We start from the raw sequence: 20,942 nt of genomic DNA, 5'->3' as shown, positions 1-20,942 counted from the left end.
GATCAAAAGATCGCAGCCTTCGGCAGCTCCTACAGATGTACGCATTTCAATGTAGGAGCTGCCGAAGGCTACGATCTTTTTTGTCCATCATCCCTATGATGCCAATAGCCAACCTTGATTCGCCGCCCTCTGCGCCCGGGCCTATTCTTCAACCATGAGTTCAACATGGATCGAGGAGTAGCAAACATGGGCAAACGTCACCCCAACCTTCCCGCGTGGCAATGGCGCGCGTACCCGGGCAATCATCAGCACCCGACCAATCTGGTGCTGCACCTGATTGCCGTGCCGTTGTTCATCGTCGCGTTTCTGCTGATCGTCTCCGGGGTGTTCAGCCTGAGTCTGGCCAGCGTCGCCATCGGCGTGATCGGCATCATCGCGGCGCTGGGTTTGCAGCGCCACGGCCACAGCCTGGAGGCGCAAGCCTCCGAGCCGTTCAGTGATCGTAAAGACGCGGTGTCGCGTTTGCTGGTCGAGCAGTTCCTGACCTTTCCGCGCTTCTTGCTCGGTGGCGGCTGGTGGCGCGCCTGGCGTGAGCGCCACCGTCGGCATTGAGTCAGGCGAAGATCGTGACGGTCTGGCGACTCATCGCAATCAACTCGCCTTTTGCGCTCCACAGCTTGGCGGCCACATGGCCGTAACCGTCGGCGGCGTATTCGATATCGGCGAGGTACTGGCACCAGTCCAGCGTGCTCAAATCGTGTAGCGGCTGCACGAATTCGATGGTCCAGGTCAATGTGCTGCCGGGGGCAGGCTTCTTCAGATACGGCAACAGCGCGGGCGGCCACGCGTCCACCAGGGCCAGCAGATGCGCCTCATTGACCGGCTCTTCTTTGACATCTCCACGCAAGCGCACCCAGCCGCCCATCAACCGCGATTGAGTACCGGTGAACGGCATGCCGCCAACACTCCAGCGCATTGCCAGATGACGCATGAACTCCGGGGTCACGCCTTTGATGTACGGCAACTCCTGGCATTCGTCCCAGTGCTTCATTGATGGCGCCGGATACGCTTCGACTGCCACCTCCGAGGGCCGCGAAGCACCGAAGCTGCCCTGAACGATCGTCACCACCTGACCATTCTGCATCGCCCGACCCATGACCTGACTGACGGCTTTGCCTTCGCGCAGCACATCCACTTCGAAAGTCACCGGCACTTCGGGCTCGACAGGGCCGACAAAACTGATCGCCAGCGAACGCACCGGGCGATCTGCCGGTACTTTCGCGCGCATGGCTTCGTATTGCAGCGCGGCCACCAGACCACCGAAACTGGCACGGCCCTGGCCCCATTCGGCAGGGATCGTCAGTTCCGGTTGGCGGCGGACCGCCTCGAGCAGATCGCTAAAGCGCATGACAACCTCAGAAAACAAAAAAGGAATGCACGGATCTTAACCAGACCTGCACAGCGCCGCAGCGTCTATTCCGGTCAAATGGGCTGACAGAAAGGCCTTACCGTATTTCAAATTTAGTCACAAAAACCTGTAGGAGCGCCGAAGGCTGCGATCTTTTGATTTTGATTTTTAACAACAAGATCAAAAGATCGCAGCCTTCGGCAGCTCCTACAGGGGATATCGCGGGGCTCAGGTTATTTGAAGCAGGCTGAACTGAGTTTTTCCAGCACGCGATCAGCCTTGGCTTCAGCGTTGATCATGGTGGCCCGCCAGGTCGCCACACAGGGCTGAAGATCGGCCTCCTGCTCGGCTCTCGCCAACCACTGCCAGTAATCGTGCCAGTCACCCAACGCGCCTTGGGCAGACTTGAGACGCGCCAGCGCCGCCTCGGGCAGGCGATCCAGTTCGGGATAGGCTTCGATGCCGTAGCGCACGCGTTTGATCAGCAAGCGCAGGCGATGGCGGTCGTGGGCCGGGTCGTGCAGCGCCTCGTCGAGTTTCTGCCATTGCTTGCCCAAGCGTTTTTCGATGCGTTTATCCAAACCTTTGAGCAAGCCCTGACGCTGGGAAGCGCGCAGGAATCGCGGGAACGCGTCGAGAATCATCAGCAGCGAGGCCACTTCGGTACTCGCCGCCAGCGCCGGATAGGCCTCGGCCATTTGCGCCATGCGCCGTTGCGCAGCTGCCGGTTGATCGTGCGCGAGCAGGTACGCCGCCAACACTTCGCGATCACGCCACGGGGTGGTCAATTGGCCGACGGCCGAGGCGGAATCTTCCAGTTGTTCGACCCCGGGCAAACCACGCAAGGGCCGCAACAGGCTGCGCAAGCGCCGCACCGTGGTGCGCAGATCATGCAACGCCTCGGGGTCGGTGCGAGCCGTCAATCGCGCCTGACAGGCCAGCAGCCGCACCTCCAGGCTCAGGACATGAGCCACCAACCGATCAACCAACGCAGACATCACTTGCTCCTGATTCAAATGGCTCTGAAGAACATGCTGCCGTTTCGTGAACGCAGCCTCCTTGCTTCACGTCAGCAGCTTAGCGCCCGGCGCGGGATTCGCGAATATAGAAGCGCGCTTTCTCGGCTTTCTTGCTGCAGCCTTCGAACCCTTCGAACTGCTGCTGGGTCTTGGCGGCGGTCAGCAGCGACAACGCTTTGGAGTAGCTAACGGTGCCGGCAAAGCCTTCGGCCTTGGCCAGATCCAGCTCATGCCAGGCCGCGTCGAGCTGGCTGCCGCAGCTGTCGCGGTAAGCGGTTTTACCGGCGCAACCGGCCAATGCCAAAGCCATCAACGGCACACAGATCCAGGCTTTCATCACTCACACCTCAAATAGGTCAACAGTCGTGCAGGTAAGACGGTAAGGCTGCGAAAAAGTGCCTTGCCGGCGGGTGAAACCGCGCAACTGAGAAGGATAGCGCTGAAGGGCCATGCAGTAGCGAAAAAACGACGTCACTGGCGCACTCAACGACTTCGGCGATTGAGCCTGCCCGGCGATGGGTGCATTGTGGAACCTTGTCGGGAGGACGCTGGATGAAAAAACGTGTTGCGCTGGTGCTGGGTTCCGGTGGCGCCCGGGGCTATGCCCATATCGGGGTCATTGAAGAGATCGAGAAACGCGGTTACGAAATCGCCTGTATTGCTGGCTGTTCGATGGGCGCCGTGGTTGGCGGGATCTATGCCGCCGGCAAACTCGACGTTTACAAGAACTGGATCGAAAGCCTCGATTACCTCGACGTCTTGCGCCTGGTCGACGTGAGTTTTCGTCTCGGCGCGATTCGCGGCGAAAAGGTCTTCGGGCAGATCCGCAAGATCGTCGGCGAGGTCAACATCGAAGACTTGCGTATCCCCTACACCGCCGTCGCCGCCGACCTCACCAATCAACAGGAGATCTGGTTTCAGGAAGGCTGCCTGCATCAGGCCATGCGCGCCTCGGCGGCGATTCCCAGCCTGTTCACTCCGGTGATGCAGGGCAATCGCATGCTGGTCGACGGCGGCATTCTCAACCCGTTGCCAATCGTGCCGGTGGTGTCGAGTCACTGCGATCTGATCATTGCGGTCAACCTCAACTCGACCAACCAGCGTCACTACAAATTGCCGGTGATCCAGCGCCCCGCCGCGTTCCGCTCACGCTTCGACAACCTGATCCGATCGCTGGGGTCGAAGATGCCGTTCCGCCGTACACAGGCCGAGCAATTATTGCGTCTCGAACAGGAGGCGCTGCGCGCCGAAGCGGCGGACATCAATCCCTGGCTGGAAGGCGTCGAGCCGGAGAGCCAGCAACCGGCCGCCGCACCAGAGCGTGAAGGCGCGCCGAAATCGGCGACCGGGTCATTCATCATCGATAACGTCGGGCCGGCCTCGTTGCTGGATTTGATCAACCAGAGTTTCGAGGTGATGCAGACCTCGTTGGCGCAGTACAAGATTGCCGGGTATCCGCCGGACATCCTGATCAACGTGCCGAAGCGCGTGTGCCGGTTTTTCGAGTTTTACAAGGCGCCGGAGTTGATCGCATTAGGGCGCGAGATTGCCCGGGATACGCTGGATCGGTACGACAGTGAGCAGAGCAGAGAGCCCTGAAGTTTTCCGCAGTCTTTAAGGGCCTCATCGCTGGCAAGCCAGCTCCCACAGTGATCGAGGTGATACACAGATTTCAATCACAGCTGAAAAACCTGTGGGAGCTGGCTTGCCAGCGATGGCGTCTGCCGGGACAACAAATAGCTAAAGAGTGTTGTCATTCAACAGCCGATAGCCAACCCCCGCCTCAGTCACGATAAACCGCGGCCGCGTCGGATCATCCGCCAGCTTCTGGCGCAAATGCCCCACCACAATCCGCAGATAATGGCTGTCCTCGGTATGGGTCGGCCCCCAGATATCCTTGAGCAGTTGCTGCTGGGTAATCACCCGCCCCGGATGCCGCGCGAGTTGCGCCAGCACCGCGTATTCCTTGCGGGTCAGCGCCACTTCGACACCGTCGAGCAACACTCGCCGATAGGCCAGATCCACCGTCAGCGGGCCGAAGCTCAGCGCCGCCTGCTGCGCCTCCCCTGCCGGAGCCTGACGCAACAACGCACGAACCCGGGCGAGAAATTCCTGAATGCCAAAGGGCTTGGTCACGTAATCGTTGGCACCGCCATCCAGCGCCTGGACTTTCTGCCCTTCGCTGGCGCGCACCGACAACACCAGCACCGGCGCCGTGGCCCACTCGCGAAACTCGCGCAGCACCTGCTGGCCGTCCATGTCCGGTAAACCGAGGTCGAGCACCAATAAGTCCGGCTTGTTCAGTGCGGCCTGCGCCAGCCCTTCGGCACCGGTGCCGGCCTCGAGCACTTTGTAGCCCTGGGAAGCGAGGCTGATGCGCAGAAACTTGCGGATCTGCGGTTCGTCGTCGATGACCAAAATGGTCGCGGTCTGGCTCATGAATTCACATCAACACAAAAGAATGGCAAGAGAGTAGCGCAGTCCGCATCAGGCTTCATGGTCCAGCCCCGGTTGCGTCTGCAACGGCAAGTGCAAGGTGATGCAGGTGCCGCGTCCGTCGATGCCGTCAGCGACGCTGATACGCCCACCGTGCGCACCGATCATGCCCTGACAGATTGCCAGGCCGAGGCCGGTGCCCTGGCCGCCACGATCACCCCGGGCAGCGGTGTAGAACATGTCGAAAATCTTCGCCCGTTCCTCCTCGGGAATCCCCGGCCCCTCGTCGCTGACCGAGAAGAAAATCTCCTGGTCATTCGCGCCCGCACTCAGTTGCAAGCGACCGTGCGCGGGTGAGAAACGTGCGGCGTTTTCCAATACATTGACCAGTGCTTGCTCGATCAGCGCCGCATGCACGAACAACAGCGGCAACTCGGCCGGCACATCGGTGCTGACCTGCAATGGCGCCAGCACCGCGCGCAGACGATTGAGCGAACTGCCGACGATATCGGCGGGCGACACCCAGTCTCGCGCCAGTTTCAGCGCGCCGTGGCCGAGGCGGGTCATGTCGAGCAGATTCTGGATGTAGCGATCGAGGCGTTCGGCTTCATCGCGAGTGCCTTCGAGCAGTTCACGCCGATCCTCCAGCGGGATCGCTTCGCCGAGGGCCAACAGGCTATCGATGCTGCCGCGCATGGCGGTCAGCGGCGTGCGCAAATCGTGGGACACGGAGGCCAGCAAGGCACTGCGCAGTTGTTCGGTTTCACCGTGCAGGCGCGCGGCTTCCAGGTCATCAGCCAACTGCGCGCGCGCCAGCGCTTGGGCGAGCGGCTGACTCAACGCGGTGAGCAAACGCCGACGTTGACCGCTCAAGGTCTGGCCTTCCTTGGCGCAAACACCGAGCAAGGCCAGCGGCCCGTCCTCGACCGAAAGCGGCCACCACCACCAGCGTCCGAACGGCAATGTGCCGGTGCCCATGCCTGCCGGTTGATCGTGTTGCCAGGCCCAATCGGCGGCGGCGCGTTCGGACTCGGTAAATTCCAGCGGGCCACCGGTCTCGACTTTCCAGCCGCCCTGGCCGTCGCGGTTGAGCAGGCACAACTGCAGATCGCTCCAGCCATTGAGGTGCTGCGCGGCGGCGCTGACCACCGCTTGGCGATCGGTTGCGGCGGTGAGTTTGCGCGACAGGTCGAGCAATTCGGTGGTCTCTTCCTGGGTATCGCGCAAGGCCTGCAATTGCCGACGCTGACGCGCCGCGAGGTTGCCGGTGAGCGCCGCCATCAGCAGGAAAAACAACAGCGTCAGGACGTCTTCTTCGCGCTGGATGGCGAAGGAAAAATTCGGCGGAATGAACAGAAAGTCATAGGTCAGAAACGACAGCGCGGCACAGGCCAGCGCCGGGCCGAGACTGCTGCGCACCGCCACCAACAGCACCGCCGCAAGGAACACCAGCGAGATGTTCGGCAGCGGCAGCACGCTCGACACTGCCCACGCCAGGGCGGTGGCCAATACGGTGGCGACCAGCGCCAAGGCATAGTCGAACCACACCAGGGTCAGCGCATTGCGCGGGCGCGGTTGATGCTGTTGCTGATCGCTGTCGAGGACGTTGATCTCCAGCCCGTGAGCCTGACGCAGCAGGCGCGCCGCGAGGCCACCGCCAAACAGACGCCGGCGTAGACGTGGCCGGGACTGCCCAACCAGCACCAGACTCGCACGGCGTTCGGCGGCATGCTGGATCAGGGTTTTCGCCACCTCACCGGCGCGCAGCAACACCACTTCACCGCCCAGGCGCTCGGCCAATTGCTGAGCGCTTTGCAGGCGCAGGCGCGATTGCTCATCGCGCACGCTGCCGTTATCGACATGCACCAGACTCCACGGCAAATGCCGGCGCTGGGCGACGCGACTGGCATGGCGCACCAGGCGTTCGGCCTGCGCATCGCCATCGACGCCGACCAGCAGGCGTCCACGCACCGCCGGGGCCGCCTGACCAAGTTGGCGATAGCCTTGGGCGAGATCGTTATCGACCTGCGCGGCGGCGGTTTGCATCGCCAATTCACGCAACGCGGTGAGGTTGGTCTGGGTGAAAAACGCATCGATCGCCGCGCGGGCCTGCTCCGGCACGTAGACTTTGCCTTCGCGCAGACGCTCGAGCAATTCACGTGGCGGCAGGTCGATCAGCAGCAGTTCGTAGGCCTCTTGCAGGACCCAGTCCGGCAGGGTTTCGCGCACTTGCACACCGGTGATGCCGCGCACCTGATCATTGAGACTTTCCAGGTGCTGGACGTTGACCGTGGTGAACACGTCGATGCCGGCGGCGAGCAGTTCCTGAATGTCTTGCCAGCGTTTCGTGTGGCGACTGCCGGGGGCGTTGCTGTGGGCCAGCTCATCGACCAGCACCAGTTTCGGTTTGGCCGCGAGAATGCCGTCGAGGTCCATTTCTTCGAGCATCACGCCACGGTATTCCGAGCGCACCAACGGTTGCTGCGGCAAGCCGCCGAGCAGCGCTTCGGTTTCGGCGCGGCCATGGGTTTCGACGACGCCAGCGATGACTTTCACGCCTTGGCGCAATTGCGTGTGGGCGGCCTGGAGCATGGCGTAGGTCTTGCCGACACCGGGAGCGGCGCCGAGGAAAACCTTGAGCCGGCCACGGCCGTCACGGGGCAGGTCTGCTAACAGCGCGTCGGCGCGGCCGGAGTCGCTCATGCTTGATGTTCTCTCTTGCTGATGGTTATGCGGTGTTCTTTCGGCCCTATTCGCGAGCAGGCTCGCTCCCACAAGAAGTATGCATTCCACTGTGGGAGCGAGCCTGCTCGCGAATGGCCGCGCCGCTGATTCAGAGTTTTTCCAGTGCCATATTCAGCTCAAGCACATTCACCACCGGCGGCCCCACCAGCGGCTGTTCGATATGCGCATCGAGCAGTTGCTGAAGAGTCGATACCGGCACATTTCGCGCTGCCGAGACACGCGCCAGTTGATAGGCAATTGCCGCCGGTGGCAAGTGCGGATCGAGGCCACTGCCGGAGGTGGTCAGCAGGGCCAATGGCACTGGGCCTTGGCCGGGAACCTGGAGTTTGTTGGCGTCGTCGATCACGCGGGTTGCCAGTGCCGGATTGCTCGGGGCCAGGTTGCTCGCGCTGCTGGAAACGGTCGCAAACGCACCGGCAGAGGGACGTGGATGGAACCACGCATCGCCGACAAAATCCTGGGCGATCAGCGACGAGCCGCGGACCTTGCCGTCGGCGTCGTGCACCAGGCTGCCGTTGGCTTGGGCGGGGAATGCGACTTGCGCGACACCGGTCACCACCAGTGGATAGGCGACGCCGGTGATCAGGGTCATTAGCACCAGCAGGCTCAGGGCCGGACGTATCATTGTGGACATTGCAGGATCCTCGAATTCGTTGGGCAAACTTTTGCGGGGTGTCAGGGAGATCTTTTCCCCCTCACCCCAGCCCTCTCCCCCAAGGGGGCGAGGGGGAAAGGGAGCCGATCTTTGTGCAGTTCAAACCTGAGTTCGACTCGGGATTTCAGGTCGGTACAGCTTCCGTAAACACCTAGGTCAGTCCCCTCTCCTCCAAAGTCGCCAAGGGGATAGGGAGCCGATTTCTGTGCTTTTCAAAACCTGAGTTCGGCTCGGTATTTCAAGTCGATGTAGCTCTCGTAAACACCTCGGTCAGTCCCCTCTCCCTCTGGGAGAGGGTTAGGGTGAGGGGCTTTTTCCGGCCTCACACCAGATGCAGCGCCGTGAGCAGCATGTCGATCGCCTTGATCCCCACGAACGGCACCAGAATCCCGCCCAAGCCATAGATCAACAGGTTGCGCCGCAGCAACGCTGCCGCACTCGCCGCCTGCACGCGTACACCGCGCAGCGCCAGCGGAATCAGCACGACGATGATCAAGGCGTTGAACACAATCGCCGAGAGAATCGCGCTCTGCGGACTGGTCAGCTGCATGATGTTCAGCACGCCCAGTTGCGGATAAATCGAGGCGAACAGCGCCGGCAGAATCGCGAAGTATTTGGCGACGTCGTTGGCGATGGAAAACGTCGTCAGCGCACCACGGGTCACCAGCAATTCCTTGCCGATCTGCACCACGTCGAGCAGCTTGGTCGGGTCGCTGTCGAGGTCGACCATGTTCGCCGCTTCGCGGGCGGCCTGGGTGCCGTCGTTCATCGCCATGCCGACGTCAGCCTGGGCCAGCGCCGGAGCATCGTTGGCGCCGTCACCGCACATCGCGACCAGACGACCGTCATTCTGCTCATGACGAATGCGCGCGAGTTTTTTCTCCGGGGTGGCTTCGGCGAGAACGTCATCAACGCCTGCTTCAGCAGCGATCGCGGCAGCGGTCAGCGGGTTGTCGCCGGTGACCATCACCGTACGAATGCCCAGTTTGCGCAGTTCGGCGAAGCGCTCGCGGATGCCCGGCTTGACCACGTCCTTGAGGTGGATCGCGCCCAGCAATTTGCCGTCGGCACAGACCAGCAATGGCGTGCCGCCGCTCTGGGCGATCTTGTCGATTTCCCGCGACAGTGCCGGGGCCAGATCCGAGCGTTTTTGGCCGAGGAAACTCAGCAGCGAATCCACTGCACCTTTGCGATAGACACGGCCCTGATAGTCGACGCCGGACAAACGGGTTTCAGCGCTGAACGGCACAGCGGTCAAGGTCTCCAGCGCCGGCTCAGGCTGCGGGTGCAGACCGCGCAGGTATTCGACGATGGATTTACCTTCAGCGGTTTCGTCAGCCAAAGAGGCAAACAACGCCCCTTCGGCCAGCTCGCGACCACTCACACCCGGCGCGGCATACACCGCGCTGCAACGACGGTTACCGAAAGTGATGGTGCCGGTCTTGTCCAGCAACAGCACATGCACGTCGCCCGCTGCTTCTACCGCACGGCCAGACTTGGCGATCACGTTCAGACGCACCAGACGATCCATCCCGGCAATACCGATGGCCGACAGCAGACCGCCAATGGTGGTCGGAATCAGCGTGACCAGCAGCGCTACCAGAAACACCAGCGGCAGGCTGCCATTGGCGAAATGCGCGAACGGTTGCAGCGTCACGACCACCAGCAGGAAGATCAGGGTCAGGCCGATCAGCAGGATATCCAGCGCCACTTCGTTCGGGGTTTTCTGGCGTTTGGCGCCTTCGACCAGTGCGATCATGCGATCAAGGGTCGACTCGCCCGGATTGGCGGTGATCTTCACCAGCAGCCAGTCGGACACCAGGCGCGTGTTGCCGGTGACCGCCGAACGGTCGCCGCCGGACTCACGAATCACCGGTGCCGATTCACCGGTGATCGCCGCTTCGTTGACCGCCGCGATGCCTTCGATGACTTCGCCGTCACCGGGGATCATTTCCCCGGCTTCGACGCGCACCACATCGCCTTTGCGCAAACTTGCCGCTGGCACAACTTGAAAGCTGCCGTTGGCCTGTTTACGCCGTGCGCTGAGGCCTTCGCTGCCCGCCTTGAGGCTGTCGGCGCGGGCCTTGCCGCGACCTTCGGCCAAGGCTTCGGCGAAGTTGGCAAACAGCACGGTGAACCACAGCCACAGGGCGATTTGCGCAGCGACGAAGGTCGGCACATCCGCGTCCGGAATGAAGCACAGCACGGTGGTGAAAATCGCCGTCAGCTCAACCACCAGCATCACCGGCGAACGCTTCAGTTGCCGCGGGTCGAGCTTGACGAAGGCTTGCACCAGCGCCGGCCGCCACAGGGCCGAGATCGCGGTTTTCGCTTGTTCCGGCGCTTTGACAGCAGCGGGTTTGATTGCGGGCATATTCATCATCAGCTCCTTAGAAGCCCATGCTCAGGTGTTCGGCGATTGGGCCGAGCGCCAGGGTTGGCAGGAAGGTCAGGCCGCCCACCAGCAAAATGGTCACGGTCAACAGGGTCACGAACAGCGGGCCATGGGTCGGGAAGCTGTTCTGGCCGATCGGTGCAGTTTTCTTCATCGCCAGGCTGCCGGCCAGTGCCAGTACCGGGAGGATGTAGCCGAAGCGACCGATCAACATGCCAAAGCCAAGCATCAGGTTGTGAAAAGGGGTGTTGGCACCGAAGCCTGCGAACGCCGAACCGTTGTTCGCGCTGGCCGAGGTGTAGGCGTAGAGCAACTGGCTGAAACCGTGTGGCCCCGGGTTAGTCACTGCGGCCACCGGGCCTGGCAGGCTCGCGGCAATCGCACCCAACACCAGCACGCCAATCGGCATCACCAGCAACGTAACCACCAACAATTGCACTTCCCGCGCCTGCAGTTTCTTGCCGAGGTATTCCGGCGTACGGCCAATCATCAGACCGGCAAGGAACACCGCGATCAGCACGTTGAGCAACATGCCGTAGAGCCCGGCACCGACGCCGCCGAAGATCACTTCGCCAACCATCATGTTGACCAGTGCAACCATGCCGCTAAGCGGGTTGAGGCTGTCGTGCATGCCGTTGACCGAGCCGTTCGAGGCTGCCGTCGTCGTCACCGACCACAGCACCGTGGCGGTGGTGCCCAAACGCGCTTCCTTACCTTCCAGTGGTGCAGTCTGTTCAACGGCAGCGTTGTTCAGAGTCGGGTTCGGTTGATATTCGGCCCACAGCGAGGTCGCGCCGCCGATCAGGAACAGCGCCAGCATGCAGGCGATGATCGCGCGGCTCTGACGCAGGTCCTTGACGTAATGGCCGAAGGTGAAGACCAGCGCCACCGGAATCAGGATGATCGAAGCGACTTCGAACAGGTTGCTCCACGCGGTCGGGTTCTCGAACGGATGCGCCGAATTGACGCCGAAGAAACCACCACCGTTGGTGCCCAGTTGCTTGATCGCAATCTGGCTGGCGGCCGGGCCGAGCGGGATCACTTGATCGACGCCCTGCATCGTCACTGCGTTCACATACTGCGCGAAGGTTTGCGGCACGCCCTGCCAGACCAGATACAGCGCCAGCAACAGGCACAGCGGCAGCAATCCGTAGAGGGTGGCGCGGGTCATGTCGACCCAGAAGTTGCCGAGGGTTTTCGTCGATTTGCGGCCAATGCCACGGCACAACGCAACCAGCACAGCCAGGCCGGTGGCGGCGCTGACGAAGTTCTGCACGGTGAGGCCGACCATCTGGCTCAGATAGCTGAGGGTCGCTTCACCGCTGTAGGACTGCCAGTTGGTGTTGGTCATGAAACTGACCGCGGTGTTGAACGCTTGCGTCCATTCCTGGCCCGGCAGATTTTGCGGGTTCAGCGGCAAGTGATCCTGGAACAACAGAATCGCGAACAGCAGGAGGAAACCGGCGAGGTTGAACGCCAGCAGCGCCAGCGTGTACTTCTGCCAGCTCTGCTCGGCGTTAGGATCAACCCCGGCGACGCGATAACAGCCGCGCTCGACCGGCCCGAGAATCGGCGTCAGCCAGGTGCGCTGACCTTCCATCACCTTGTAGTAGAAGCGCCCAAGGAACGGCGCCGGCAGCAAGACCAGCGCAAAAAACGCGAGGATCAGCCAATAGTCATAACTGTGCATAGCCGCTCCTAGTTCCGATCCGCGCGCAACAGCGCAACCAACAGATAAATGAACAGCCCCACTGCCAACAGCAGTGACACCCCGTCCAGAACGCTCATGGAAGATCTCCGTGTTACGGCGTATTGCCGCGTGTGGAGGCATTGTCGGAAAGGAGGCTGTAAAGGAACGAGAGCGAGGGGTCTGGCTGGGCATAAAGAAAGCGTAAAGAGTGGGTTTATGCGGGCGTTACAGCAGGTTTTTGCGCCGTCAGGCCGGGCCTCTTCGCGAGCAGGCTCGCTTCCACAATTTGAAATGCATTCCCCTGTGGAAGCGAGCCTGCTCGCGAACACGGCATAAACGCCAACATCGCACCCAACTGGCGCACAAAATGCAGCTATCCCACCGTGAACATCCCCGATACGACAGCTTTCAACTCATTACGACTTGTTTCAGCGTACTGGCACGCCCACTGCAAACGCCCTCCCCCGAGCTTTCCAAACCGTTCAGGGAGCAAACGCATGAACACACAACTCAAACCCACGCTGGGCACCTTGCATCTGTGGGGTATCGCCGTAGGGCTGGTGATTTCCGGGGAGTACTTCGGCTGGAGTTATGGCTGGGGCGTGGCCGGGACGCTGGGTTTCCTGGTGACCTCGTTCATGGTCGCGACCATGTACACCTGCTTCATTTTCAGTTTCACCGAACTCACCACGGCGATTCCCCATGCCGGCGGACCGTTTGCCTACAGCCGTCGCGCCTTTGGCGAAAAAGGTGGATTGATTGCAGGCTTGGCCACGCTGATCGAATTCGTCTTCGCCCCGCCGGCCATTGCCTTGGCGATTGGCGCGTACCTCAATGTGCAGTTTCCGGCGCTTGACCCGAAACACGCGGCGGTCGGTGCGTACATCGTGTTTATGGGGCTGAATATTCTTGGCGTGAAGCTGGCGGCGACGTTCGAGCTGATCGTCTGCGTGCTGGCGGTGGCTGAGTTGCTGGTGTTCATGGGCGTGGTCGCGCCGGCGTTCAGCTTCAGCAACTTCGCCCTCAACGGCTGGGCGGGGTCGGATGTGTTTGGTGCGCCGGCGATTGCCGGGATGTTCGCAGCCATTCCGTTTGCCATCTGGTTCTTCCTCGCCATCGAAGGCGCGGCGATGGCTGCCGAAGAAGCCAAGGATCCGAAACGGACGATTCCCAAGGCTTATATCAGCGGCATTCTGACCCTGGTGCTGTTGGCCATGGGCGTGATGTTCTTTGCCGGCGGTGTCGGCGACTGGCGCACCCTGGCCAACATCAACGACCCACTGCCACAGGCGATGAAAACCGTGGTGGGTGACAACTCCGGCTGGCTGCACATGCTGGTGTGGATCGGCCTGTTCGGTCTGGTCGCCAGTTTCCACGGGATCATCCTCGGCTACTCCCGGCAGTTCTTCGCACTGGCCCGCGCCGGTTACCTGCCGGCCTCGCTGGCAAAACTCTCGCGCTTCCAGACGCCGCATCGCGCCATCATTGTCGGCGGCATCATCGGCATTGCCGCAATTTACAGCGATGGTCTGATCAACCTGGGTGGCATGACCCTGACCGCCGCGATGATTACCATGGCCGTGTTCGGCGCGATCGTGATGTACATCATGAGCATGCTCAGCCTGTTCAAACTGCGCAAATCGGAACCGAATCTGGAACGCACCTTTCGCGCGCCGTGCTATCCGTTGATTCCGCTGATTGCACTGGTGCTGGCGGTGGTGTGCCTGGTGGCGATGGCGTGGTTCAACGCGTTGATCGGCTTGATCTTCCTCGGCTTCATGGCGGTCGGTTTCGGCTACTTCCTGCTGACCGGGCAACTACGTGCCAACGCACCGGCCGATGCGATGCTCACAGGCCTGTAACGACCCGTCTCCTGTAGGAGCTGACGAGTGAAACGAGGCTGCGATCTTTGCTTTTCAAGATCAAAAGATCGCAGCCTTCGGCAGCTCCTACAGGGATTTCGGGTGAACCGGGTACAAGCGGCCTAGAATGGAACCACTGCGAGTTCACTTCGCTCAAAAGTGGTATGCAGTGTTGTACGGCGAAATCCTCGCCCGTCGACCTGCCCTTAAGGAGAGCCGTTATGCCTTGGTATGCCTGGTTGATTCTGGTGGTTGCAATCGGCTCGATCGTTGGTGGGTTAATGATGTTGCGCGACACCGCCAACAAGGTCGATCTGACCGATGAAGAACGCAAGCGCGTTGCGCAACGCAATGCAGAAGCGGACGCCAAAGACGCCCAAGACCGTTGAACACAACCCCGCCTGAGCCGCGGGGTTTGTGCTTTTTATAGCCATTGGACCTATCTGCACGCTTTTAAGAAGTAGAAGTACAGTCACCATCTAATTTTCCTTGGTTAAGATGGAGACATTGTTGCGGAGAGTTTCAAATGCGTTATTCGCAGGACCATAAAGCCCAGACTCATCAGCGCATCATCAAGGAGGCTTCGGCACGCTTTCGCAAGGACGGAATCGGCGCCACAGGCCTGCAACCCCTGATGAAAGCGCTGGGTCTGACCCATGGCGGTTTCTACTCGCATTTCAAGTCCAAGGACGAGTTGGTGGAGAAGGCGCTGCAAGAGGCCGGCCACCAGGTCGAAGGGTTATGTGCAGAGATTTTTGCCCAGGACAACCCGCTCGACGTGTTCATCGAGACGTACCTGTCCGAATGGCATCAAACGTCGCCCCATGAAGGCTGTCCGTTACTGACCATTTCTTCGGAGCTGGGCCTGCGCGGCCAACCAAGTCCCACCAGTGATGTGGTCCTCAATGCTCGGCTGGAGCAGATCGAGAACAGCCTCGAAGGTGCGAACAGCGCTGACCGCGCCATCGTCATCATGTCGACACTGGTCGGCGCGCTGCTGCTGTCACGCAGCGTCGCGGATGCCGAGTTTGCACAACGCATCCTCGATGTCACCCGCGACCACCTCAAGAAACGCGACTAAACCTGCCAGCGCTTGAACAACACGCTGGCATTGACCCCGCCAAACCCGAAACCGTTGGACAGTGCGTACTCAATCGACATCGGCCGCGCTTGGCCATGAACAATATCCACGCCTGCGCTCGCCGGATCGGGGTTGTCGAAATTCAGCGTCGGCGGCACCACCTGATCACGAATCGCCAACAATGTGAAAATGGCTTCAAGCCCGCCGGCAGCGCCGAGCAAGTGACCGGTGGCTGACTTGGTCGAGGTCACGGCGATTTTATTCTCGGTACCGAACAACGCCTTGATCGCGGCCAACTCACCCAGATCGCCCACTGGGGTCGAAGTCGCGTGAGCGTTGAGGTGCTGCACCTGACCCGGCTCGATACCCGCCTGGGCCAGTGCCAGCGTCATCGCCCGCCGCGCACCACTGCCATCTTCAGGTCCGGCCGTCAGGTGATAGGCGTCGGCGCTGGTGCCATAACCGACCAGTTCCGCCAACGGCTTCGCGCCACGCGCCAAGGCATGTTCCAGAGATTCGATCACCAACAGCCCCGCGCCCTCGCCCATCACGAAACCGTCGCGACCGCTGTCGAACGGCCGTGACGCGCGCTCCGGGGTGTCGTTGTAACCGCTCGACAGTGCCCGCGCCGCCGCAAAACCGGCCAGACTGACGCGGTCGATGCAGGCTTCCGCGCCGCCGCACACGGCAATATCCGCTTCACCGGCGCGGATCAATCGCGCCGCATCGCCAATCGCTTGAACACCTGCAGCGCACGCCGTCACCGGTGCGCCCAAAGGACCTTTGAGGCCATGCTGAATGGACACGTGCCCGGCCGCGAGATTGACCAGAAACGACGGAATGGTAAACGGTGACAAACGCCGAGGACCGCGACTGTCGGTGGTGCGCACGGCGTCGGCAATCGCACCGAAACCACCGACACCGGAACCGATGATCGTTGCGGTACGCTCCTGACTTTCGCTCTCCGACGGATGCCAGTCAGCCTGCTCCAGCGCCTGCCGGGCAGCCTCCATGGCGAACAGAATAAAGCGGTCCATCTTCTTCTGTTCCTTGGGTGGCGTGGCGCGATCCGGATCGAAACCTGCTTCAGCGTCCTCTTCCACCGTCGGCACCGCGCCGCCGACTCGCGTGGGCAAATCAGCGACCGTTGCCTCAGGCAAGTTACGCAAACCAGAACGCCCGGCCAGCAAACGCTGCCATACGACTTCAAGATCGCTGCCCAAGGGTGAAACCAGGCCCATGCCCGTGACGACTATTCGACGCGAATCCATACCGTGGTGACCTCTGATCAATTCAATTGCCGGACTTGTAGCGCTGGGCTGCGGAACTGCGGGAAAGGTTCGGCGCCATGACATGGCGAGCCGCAACATAGGCGTGCCACTCGCCTGCATCAGGCAGCGAAGGAATGGTGATCAACTCGCCCTGATCCAGACCGGCCAGCGCCGCATCGACCATCTCGTCCGCGTCCATGATCATTTCTGCCGGAATGCCACTGGCATCGATACCGGAGCGCTCCCAGATTTCGGTGCGAGTCACACCCGGCAGCACGGCCTGGATCTGCACGCCGGTGCCTTCGAGTTCAGTGTTCAGCGATTGGGTGAGGCTCAGTACATAAGCTTTGCTGGCGCTGTAGGTGGCGTTGAAGCGCTCCGGAAACAACGCCACCACCGAGGCGATATTGATGATTGTGCCACGCCCGGCCTTGGCGAAACTGGCGGCGGCCGCCGATGCCAGGCGCGTGACGGCGGTGATGTTCAACTGGATCAGTCGCTCCAACTGGTCCATATCGGCGTTGGCCAGCAAACCGTCTGCCGCCACACCGGCGTTATTGACCAGCAAGCTGATGCTGGAATCGCTGCGCAGGCGTTGTTCGAGTTTGAGTACGTCATCCTTTTGCGTCAGGTCTGCTTTCAGTACTTCGACCTGAACGCCATGGGCATCACGCAACTGGCTCGCAGCACTTTCCAGACGATCCTTGTCACGAGCAACCAGCAGCAAATCAAAACCACGCGCCGCCAGGCGGTCAGCGTAAATTGCGCCGATTCCGGACGATGCGCCGGTAACCAGAGCAGTACCTTGAGATTGTGCGGAATTCATGAGAATGCTCCTGGAACGTTTGGTGAAGGAAGTTGCCGATGAGGCGTATTGGCTCGACGCATCGGCAAATTATTATAGACATAATCTAAACGCAATATGATAGCCGTAATTTCAAATTGTCCGACGGGTGCCCTCTCCATCACTGCCCGCGGCCATGCGCTGCGCAAGTAAAAAAGGCCGGTCAATGACCGGCCCCCTTGGCGTTGAACACTCAGCTTAGTTGACTTCCAGCTTGTCGCGATTGCGATCCAGAATCGCCTTGCCGATACCCTTCACTTCCAGCAACTCATCCACCGAGGAGAATGGCCCGTTTGTTTCACGATACGTAACAATTGATTTGGCCTTGGCCTCACCGACTCCCGCCAGTTCCTTTTGCAGCGCTGCCGCGTCGGCAGTGTTGAGATCGACTTTTGCACTTTGGGAAGGTGCCGCGGTATCCATCACCAAAGGCGCCTTGGGTGCCTCCGCTGGCGCAACAGGTGCGGCAATAGCGGCGATCGAGGCGCTGGTGAGGAAAGCGAAAATCAGAGAGTAGAAGTAACCGGTACGCATTAGTGACGCTCCATCATCGTTTGAGAAAGCAGCTTTTCCGAAGCTGCTCTCCAAACGTAGGTCATGGTGGAGCGATGTCAAAAATGCGTGCGTTACAGGATGTGAAACAATCAGGGCTCGAGACGGCGCTGCTGGTAGATCCAGTCGACGATTTCACCGTCGGGGGTGTAACCGCTGACGGTTTCGCGCAGGAGTTGGCGAACTCTGGAGTAGTCATCTTTTTCGACCGCCAGAAGCAATTCGCTCAACCGAGCTTTCAATACTTCCCAGGGCAGATGATCTTCATTGGCGCTCATGATCATGGGGTGCGGTGTGGCGGCTACGTTTTCGCCGATCAACAATTCCTCGTAAAGCTTTTCGCCCGGGCGCAAACCGGTGAACTCAATGGAAATGTCCCCTTGAGGATTGCGATCGGAGCGAATGCTCAGGCCCGAGAGATGAATCATTTTCTCCGCCAGTTCGACGATCTTTACCGGTTCGCCCATGTCCAGTACGAAAACATCGCCGCCCTGGCCCATGGAGCCAGCCTGGATCACCAATTGCGCAGCTTCCGGGATGGTCATGAAGTAGCGGGTGATTTTCGGGTGAGTGACTGTCAGCGGTCCACCAGACTTGATCTGGCTGTGAAACAACGGAATCACCGAGCCGGACGATCCCAGAACATTACCGAACCGAACCATGGTGAATCGGGTTTTATTAACCCGGGAAACGTTGGCCTTGTCGCCGAACATCACCGGGGCAACCTCCTTACTCAGCGCCTGTAGGGACAACTCAGCCAGACGCTTGGTGCTACCCATGACATTCGTCGGCCTCACAGCCTTGTCGGTAGAAATCAGGACAAAATTCGAGACCCCGGACTGAAGCGCTGCCTGAGCGGTATTAAGGGTTCCGAATACGTTGTTGAGGACACCCTCCGCAATATTATGTTCCACCATCGGCACATGCTTGTAAGCGGCCGCGTGGTAGACAGTGTCGACTTTCCAGGTCTTCATCACATCGAGCAGCTTTTCCTGATGACGAATAGAGCCCAGAATCGGTAGCAGCCGCACAGAAACCGACTGCCGAGCCCCGCGCCCCTCCAACTCCGTCAGGATGCTGTAAAGGTTGAATTCACTGTGTTCGAACAACAACAGCGTCGTCGGCTCGAGCAAGAAGATCTGTCGACACAACTCCGAACCGATTGAACCACCGGCACCTGTGACCATGACGGTCTTACCTTTTATACAACGCTCCAGCAGGTCTGGTTGGGCTGGCACCGAATCTCGTCCAAGCAGATCGGCGATATCCACTTCCTGAATATCTTCAACCTTCACTCGACCGCTAGCCAGATCCGTGAAATTGGGAACGCTGCGTATATGGAGGGGAAATCCTTCAAGCAGATTCAGAATCTCCCTGCGTCGAGCACGCGTCGAAGACGGGAGCGCGAGAAGGATTTCCTGCGCCCCCGTGGCGTCGATCATCTGCTGAATATGCTTGGGTTTGTAGACCTGCAGACCTGAAATCGAACGATCGGCAATGCTGGAGTCATCATCTATGAACGCAACAGGGCGCATGGCTCGCCCCATGCGCAATGCGGCGACCAGCTGGTTACCCGCAACACCCGCACCATAGATAGCCACTTTCGTCAGACCATCATCGCGTGATGTAAAGGGTACGTGCTGGGCGGCTGTGAACCAATCCCCCATGAAGTAGTGACGCATGCACAGACGCAAACCACCGATGATGACAAGACTGAGCCACCAATAGTTGAAAACGATGGAACGGGGCACCACCGCTTCATGGTTGCTATACCAATAAACCACCAGTGCCAGAAGCAGCGAAGAGAGACTTACAGCCTTGATGATCGCAATGAGTGCATCGTTGCCGAAATATCGCATGACAGCGCGGTACATGCCAAAACGGATAAAAAGGGGGATGGCGATGACGGGGGCACAAGCGAAGAGCCAGAGATGAACCTTCAAGGGGTTGTACATGTCGTCGATGCCCAGACGAACGATGAACGCAAGCCAGAGCGCACCCCACACAAGCACGACGTCGGTGGCAACCTGTATCAGCCGTTTCTTGCGCCGCGGTAACCCCAACAAAAAAGATCGAATTTTATCCATTAGCATAATGGCTTAGTGCCCACTCCTTTCACCAAGGTCAGCGTTTCACATTGTAACCGTCTACCAGGACTCTAGGTGAACTCAAATTGGTTGCCCCCCACCAGGAGCGATGACGCTCGTGCCAAATATTTCGCGACTCTGACAATTGAAATGTAACCTTTGAAGCAGAGAATGTCATATTTTGAGAGGGGTTACGGCGGTAAAAAGAGGAAAGGAAATTGAGACACACAGGGACATCAGCTACACTTGAGGGCATTCGCAATGCTATTCAGAACAAATGAAAATCATCTACAGAACATCAGAAATAAATCTTGCCTGATTATCAAACAAACCTGCCACCTGTAACCAATTAGTTGCAAAAGAGATATCATGACTAGAAATCTTACCTCACCTCCTCAAGTGGTAACAACTGAAGATCGAACAGCGCTTAAAGGGCAGAGGCCGATCGTTATATGGCTGACAGGATTGAGCGGCGCAGGCAAGTCTACCATCGCCAACGCCTTGGAACTGGCACTATTAGAAGCAGGACGACACACTTATCTTCTTGACGGAGATAACGTCAGGCTAGGCCTGTGCAATGATCTTGGATTCTCCGATCGCGACCGTGAAGAGAACATCAGAAGAATCTCGGAAGTTGCAAAATTATTTCTAGATGCCGGGCTTATCGTAATAACGGCATTCATTTCGCCGTTTCTGCGTGATAGGGCCTTGGCTCGCAGCGTTATTGGCGATCAAAACTTCATTGAAGTCCATATCGATACGCCTTTGACCGAGTGTGAACGTCGCGACCCGAAGGGCTTGTATGGAAAAGCAAGACAGGGACTGATCAAGAACTTCACTGGAATTGACTCAGCCTATGAAGCGCCGGTTGCGCCGAAGATAAGAATCAATACACTTGAAGAGGACCTCGAAAAATCGGTACAGCGCATTCTTGCTGTCCTTCAAGAAAACCTGTAA

At 59.7% G+C, this 20,942-nt stretch carries 19 protein-coding genes; 6 read left to right on the top strand and 13 right to left on the bottom strand.

From position 1 onward, the window contains the following. Positions 1–186: 186 nt before the first annotated feature. Positions 187–552: a DUF962 domain-containing protein gene (locus tag M9827_RS15435; RefSeq protein ID WP_250606070.1), complete on the top strand. Its 366-nt coding sequence runs from the start codon at positions 187–189 to the stop codon at positions 550–552. 1 nt (position 553) lies between these two features. Here the strand turns inward: M9827_RS15435 and M9827_RS15430 are convergent, their stop codons facing one another. From M9827_RS15430 to M9827_RS15420, 3 genes are all read right to left on the bottom strand, one after another. Next, positions 554–1,348 carry an acyl-CoA thioesterase gene (locus M9827_RS15430; protein WP_250606068.1) on the bottom strand — a complete coding sequence of 265 codons (795 nt, stop codon included), beginning with the start codon at positions 1,346–1,348 and terminating at the stop codon, positions 554–556. 233 nt (positions 1,349–1,581) lie between these two features. Beyond that, on the bottom strand, positions 1,582–2,346 hold the full coding sequence (locus tag M9827_RS15425) for a CHAD domain-containing protein (RefSeq protein ID WP_250606066.1): 765 nt from the start codon (positions 2,344–2,346) through the stop codon (positions 1,582–1,584). A gap of 79 nt (positions 2,347–2,425) precedes the next feature. Then, positions 2,426–2,704: a hypothetical protein gene (locus tag M9827_RS15420; RefSeq protein WP_007908543.1), complete on the bottom strand. Its 279-nt coding sequence runs from the start codon at positions 2,702–2,704 to the stop codon at positions 2,426–2,428. Between the two features lie 215 nt (positions 2,705–2,919). Between M9827_RS15420 and M9827_RS15415 the strand changes: the two genes are divergently transcribed. Next, positions 2,920–3,966 (top strand): patatin-like phospholipase family protein, encoded by a 1,047-nt coding sequence (locus tag M9827_RS15415; RefSeq protein WP_250606065.1) that lies wholly within the window; start codon positions 2,920–2,922, stop codon positions 3,964–3,966. A gap of 141 nt (positions 3,967–4,107) precedes the next feature. On the opposite strand, the gene M9827_RS15410 is transcribed toward M9827_RS15415, so the two are convergent. The 6 genes from M9827_RS15410 to kdpF all read right to left on the bottom strand — a co-directional run bounded on the left by M9827_RS15410 (position 4,108) and on the right by kdpF (position 12,386). Continuing rightward, entirely contained in the window at positions 4,108–4,806 is a 699-nt protein-coding gene (locus M9827_RS15410; RefSeq protein ID WP_250606063.1) for a response regulator, read from the bottom strand. A 48-nt stretch (positions 4,807–4,854) separates the two neighbouring features. Continuing rightward, positions 4,855–7,506 (bottom strand): DUF4118 domain-containing protein, encoded by a 2,652-nt coding sequence (locus tag M9827_RS15405; RefSeq protein ID WP_250606062.1) that lies wholly within the window; start codon positions 7,504–7,506, stop codon positions 4,855–4,857. A 130-nt stretch (positions 7,507–7,636) separates the two neighbouring features. Beyond that, on the bottom strand, positions 7,637–8,182 hold the full coding sequence (gene kdpC, locus M9827_RS15400) for a potassium-transporting ATPase subunit KdpC (protein WP_250606061.1): 546 nt from the start codon (positions 8,180–8,182) through the stop codon (positions 7,637–7,639). A gap of 343 nt (positions 8,183–8,525) precedes the next feature. Further along, the gene (kdpB, locus tag M9827_RS15395) at positions 8,526–10,583 is read right to left on the bottom strand and encodes a potassium-transporting ATPase subunit KdpB (protein ID WP_250606059.1); all 2,058 of its coding nucleotides are present in this window, start codon (positions 10,581–10,583) and stop codon (positions 8,526–8,528) included. 10 nt (positions 10,584–10,593) lie between these two features. Next, the gene (kdpA, locus tag M9827_RS15390) at positions 10,594–12,288 is read right to left on the bottom strand and encodes a potassium-transporting ATPase subunit KdpA (protein WP_250606058.1); all 1,695 of its coding nucleotides are present in this window, start codon (positions 12,286–12,288) and stop codon (positions 10,594–10,596) included. A gap of 8 nt (positions 12,289–12,296) precedes the next feature. Beyond that, positions 12,297–12,386 carry a K(+)-transporting ATPase subunit F gene (gene kdpF, locus M9827_RS15385; protein ID WP_007899818.1) on the bottom strand — a complete coding sequence of 30 codons (90 nt, stop codon included), beginning with the start codon at positions 12,384–12,386 and terminating at the stop codon, positions 12,297–12,299. Positions 12,387–12,785: 399 nt separating this feature from the next. On the opposite strand from kdpF, the gene eat reads away from it, so the two are divergent. The 3 genes from eat (at position 12,786) to M9827_RS15370 (ending at position 15,231) form a co-directional block, all read left to right on the top strand. Then, positions 12,786–14,150 carry an ethanolamine permease gene (eat, locus tag M9827_RS15380; protein WP_103305696.1) on the top strand — a complete coding sequence of 455 codons (1,365 nt, stop codon included), beginning with the start codon at positions 12,786–12,788 and terminating at the stop codon, positions 14,148–14,150. A gap of 221 nt (positions 14,151–14,371) precedes the next feature. Further along, positions 14,372–14,539 (top strand): DUF2897 family protein, encoded by a 168-nt coding sequence (locus M9827_RS15375; protein ID WP_095120497.1) that lies wholly within the window; start codon positions 14,372–14,374, stop codon positions 14,537–14,539. Between the two features lie 137 nt (positions 14,540–14,676). Further along, positions 14,677–15,231: a TetR/AcrR family transcriptional regulator gene (locus M9827_RS15370; RefSeq protein WP_250606057.1), complete on the top strand. Its 555-nt coding sequence runs from the start codon at positions 14,677–14,679 to the stop codon at positions 15,229–15,231. Here the strand turns inward: M9827_RS15370 and fabF are convergent. The 4 genes from fabF to M9827_RS15350 all read right to left on the bottom strand — a co-directional run bounded on the left by fabF (position 15,228) and on the right by M9827_RS15350 (position 19,985). After that, positions 15,228–16,502 (bottom strand): beta-ketoacyl-ACP synthase II, encoded by a 1,275-nt coding sequence (fabF, locus tag M9827_RS15365; protein WP_250606055.1) that lies wholly within the window; start codon positions 16,500–16,502, stop codon positions 15,228–15,230. The two genes, M9827_RS15370 and fabF, sit on opposite strands and share 4 nt — an antisense overlap. A 22-nt stretch (positions 16,503–16,524) precedes the next feature. Further along, the gene (locus M9827_RS15360) at positions 16,525–17,328 is read right to left on the bottom strand and encodes an SDR family NAD(P)-dependent oxidoreductase (protein ID WP_250606053.1); all 804 of its coding nucleotides are present in this window, start codon (positions 17,326–17,328) and stop codon (positions 16,525–16,527) included. Between the two features lie 216 nt (positions 17,329–17,544). Further along, positions 17,545–17,880, bottom strand: a complete 336-nt coding sequence (locus tag M9827_RS15355) for a ComEA family DNA-binding protein (protein WP_250606052.1) — start codon at positions 17,878–17,880, stop codon at positions 17,545–17,547. A 110-nt stretch (positions 17,881–17,990) separates the two neighbouring features. Further along, on the bottom strand, positions 17,991–19,985 hold the full coding sequence (locus tag M9827_RS15350; protein ID WP_502943458.1) for a polysaccharide biosynthesis protein: 1,995 nt from the start codon (positions 19,983–19,985) through the stop codon (positions 17,991–17,993). 369 nt (positions 19,986–20,354) lie between these two features. Between M9827_RS15350 and cysC the strand changes: the two genes are divergently transcribed. Next, the gene (cysC, locus tag M9827_RS15345) at positions 20,355–20,942 is read left to right on the top strand and encodes an adenylyl-sulfate kinase (RefSeq protein ID WP_250606050.1); all 588 of its coding nucleotides are present in this window, start codon (positions 20,355–20,357) and stop codon (positions 20,940–20,942) included.

Source organism: Pseudomonas sp. AKS31 (assembly GCF_023634765.1).
Classification (GTDB): domain Bacteria; phylum Pseudomonadota; class Gammaproteobacteria; order Pseudomonadales; family Pseudomonadaceae; genus Aquipseudomonas.
The sequence above is the reverse complement of the archived record's forward strand: the minus strand, read 5'-3'. Positions and strand labels throughout refer to the sequence as shown.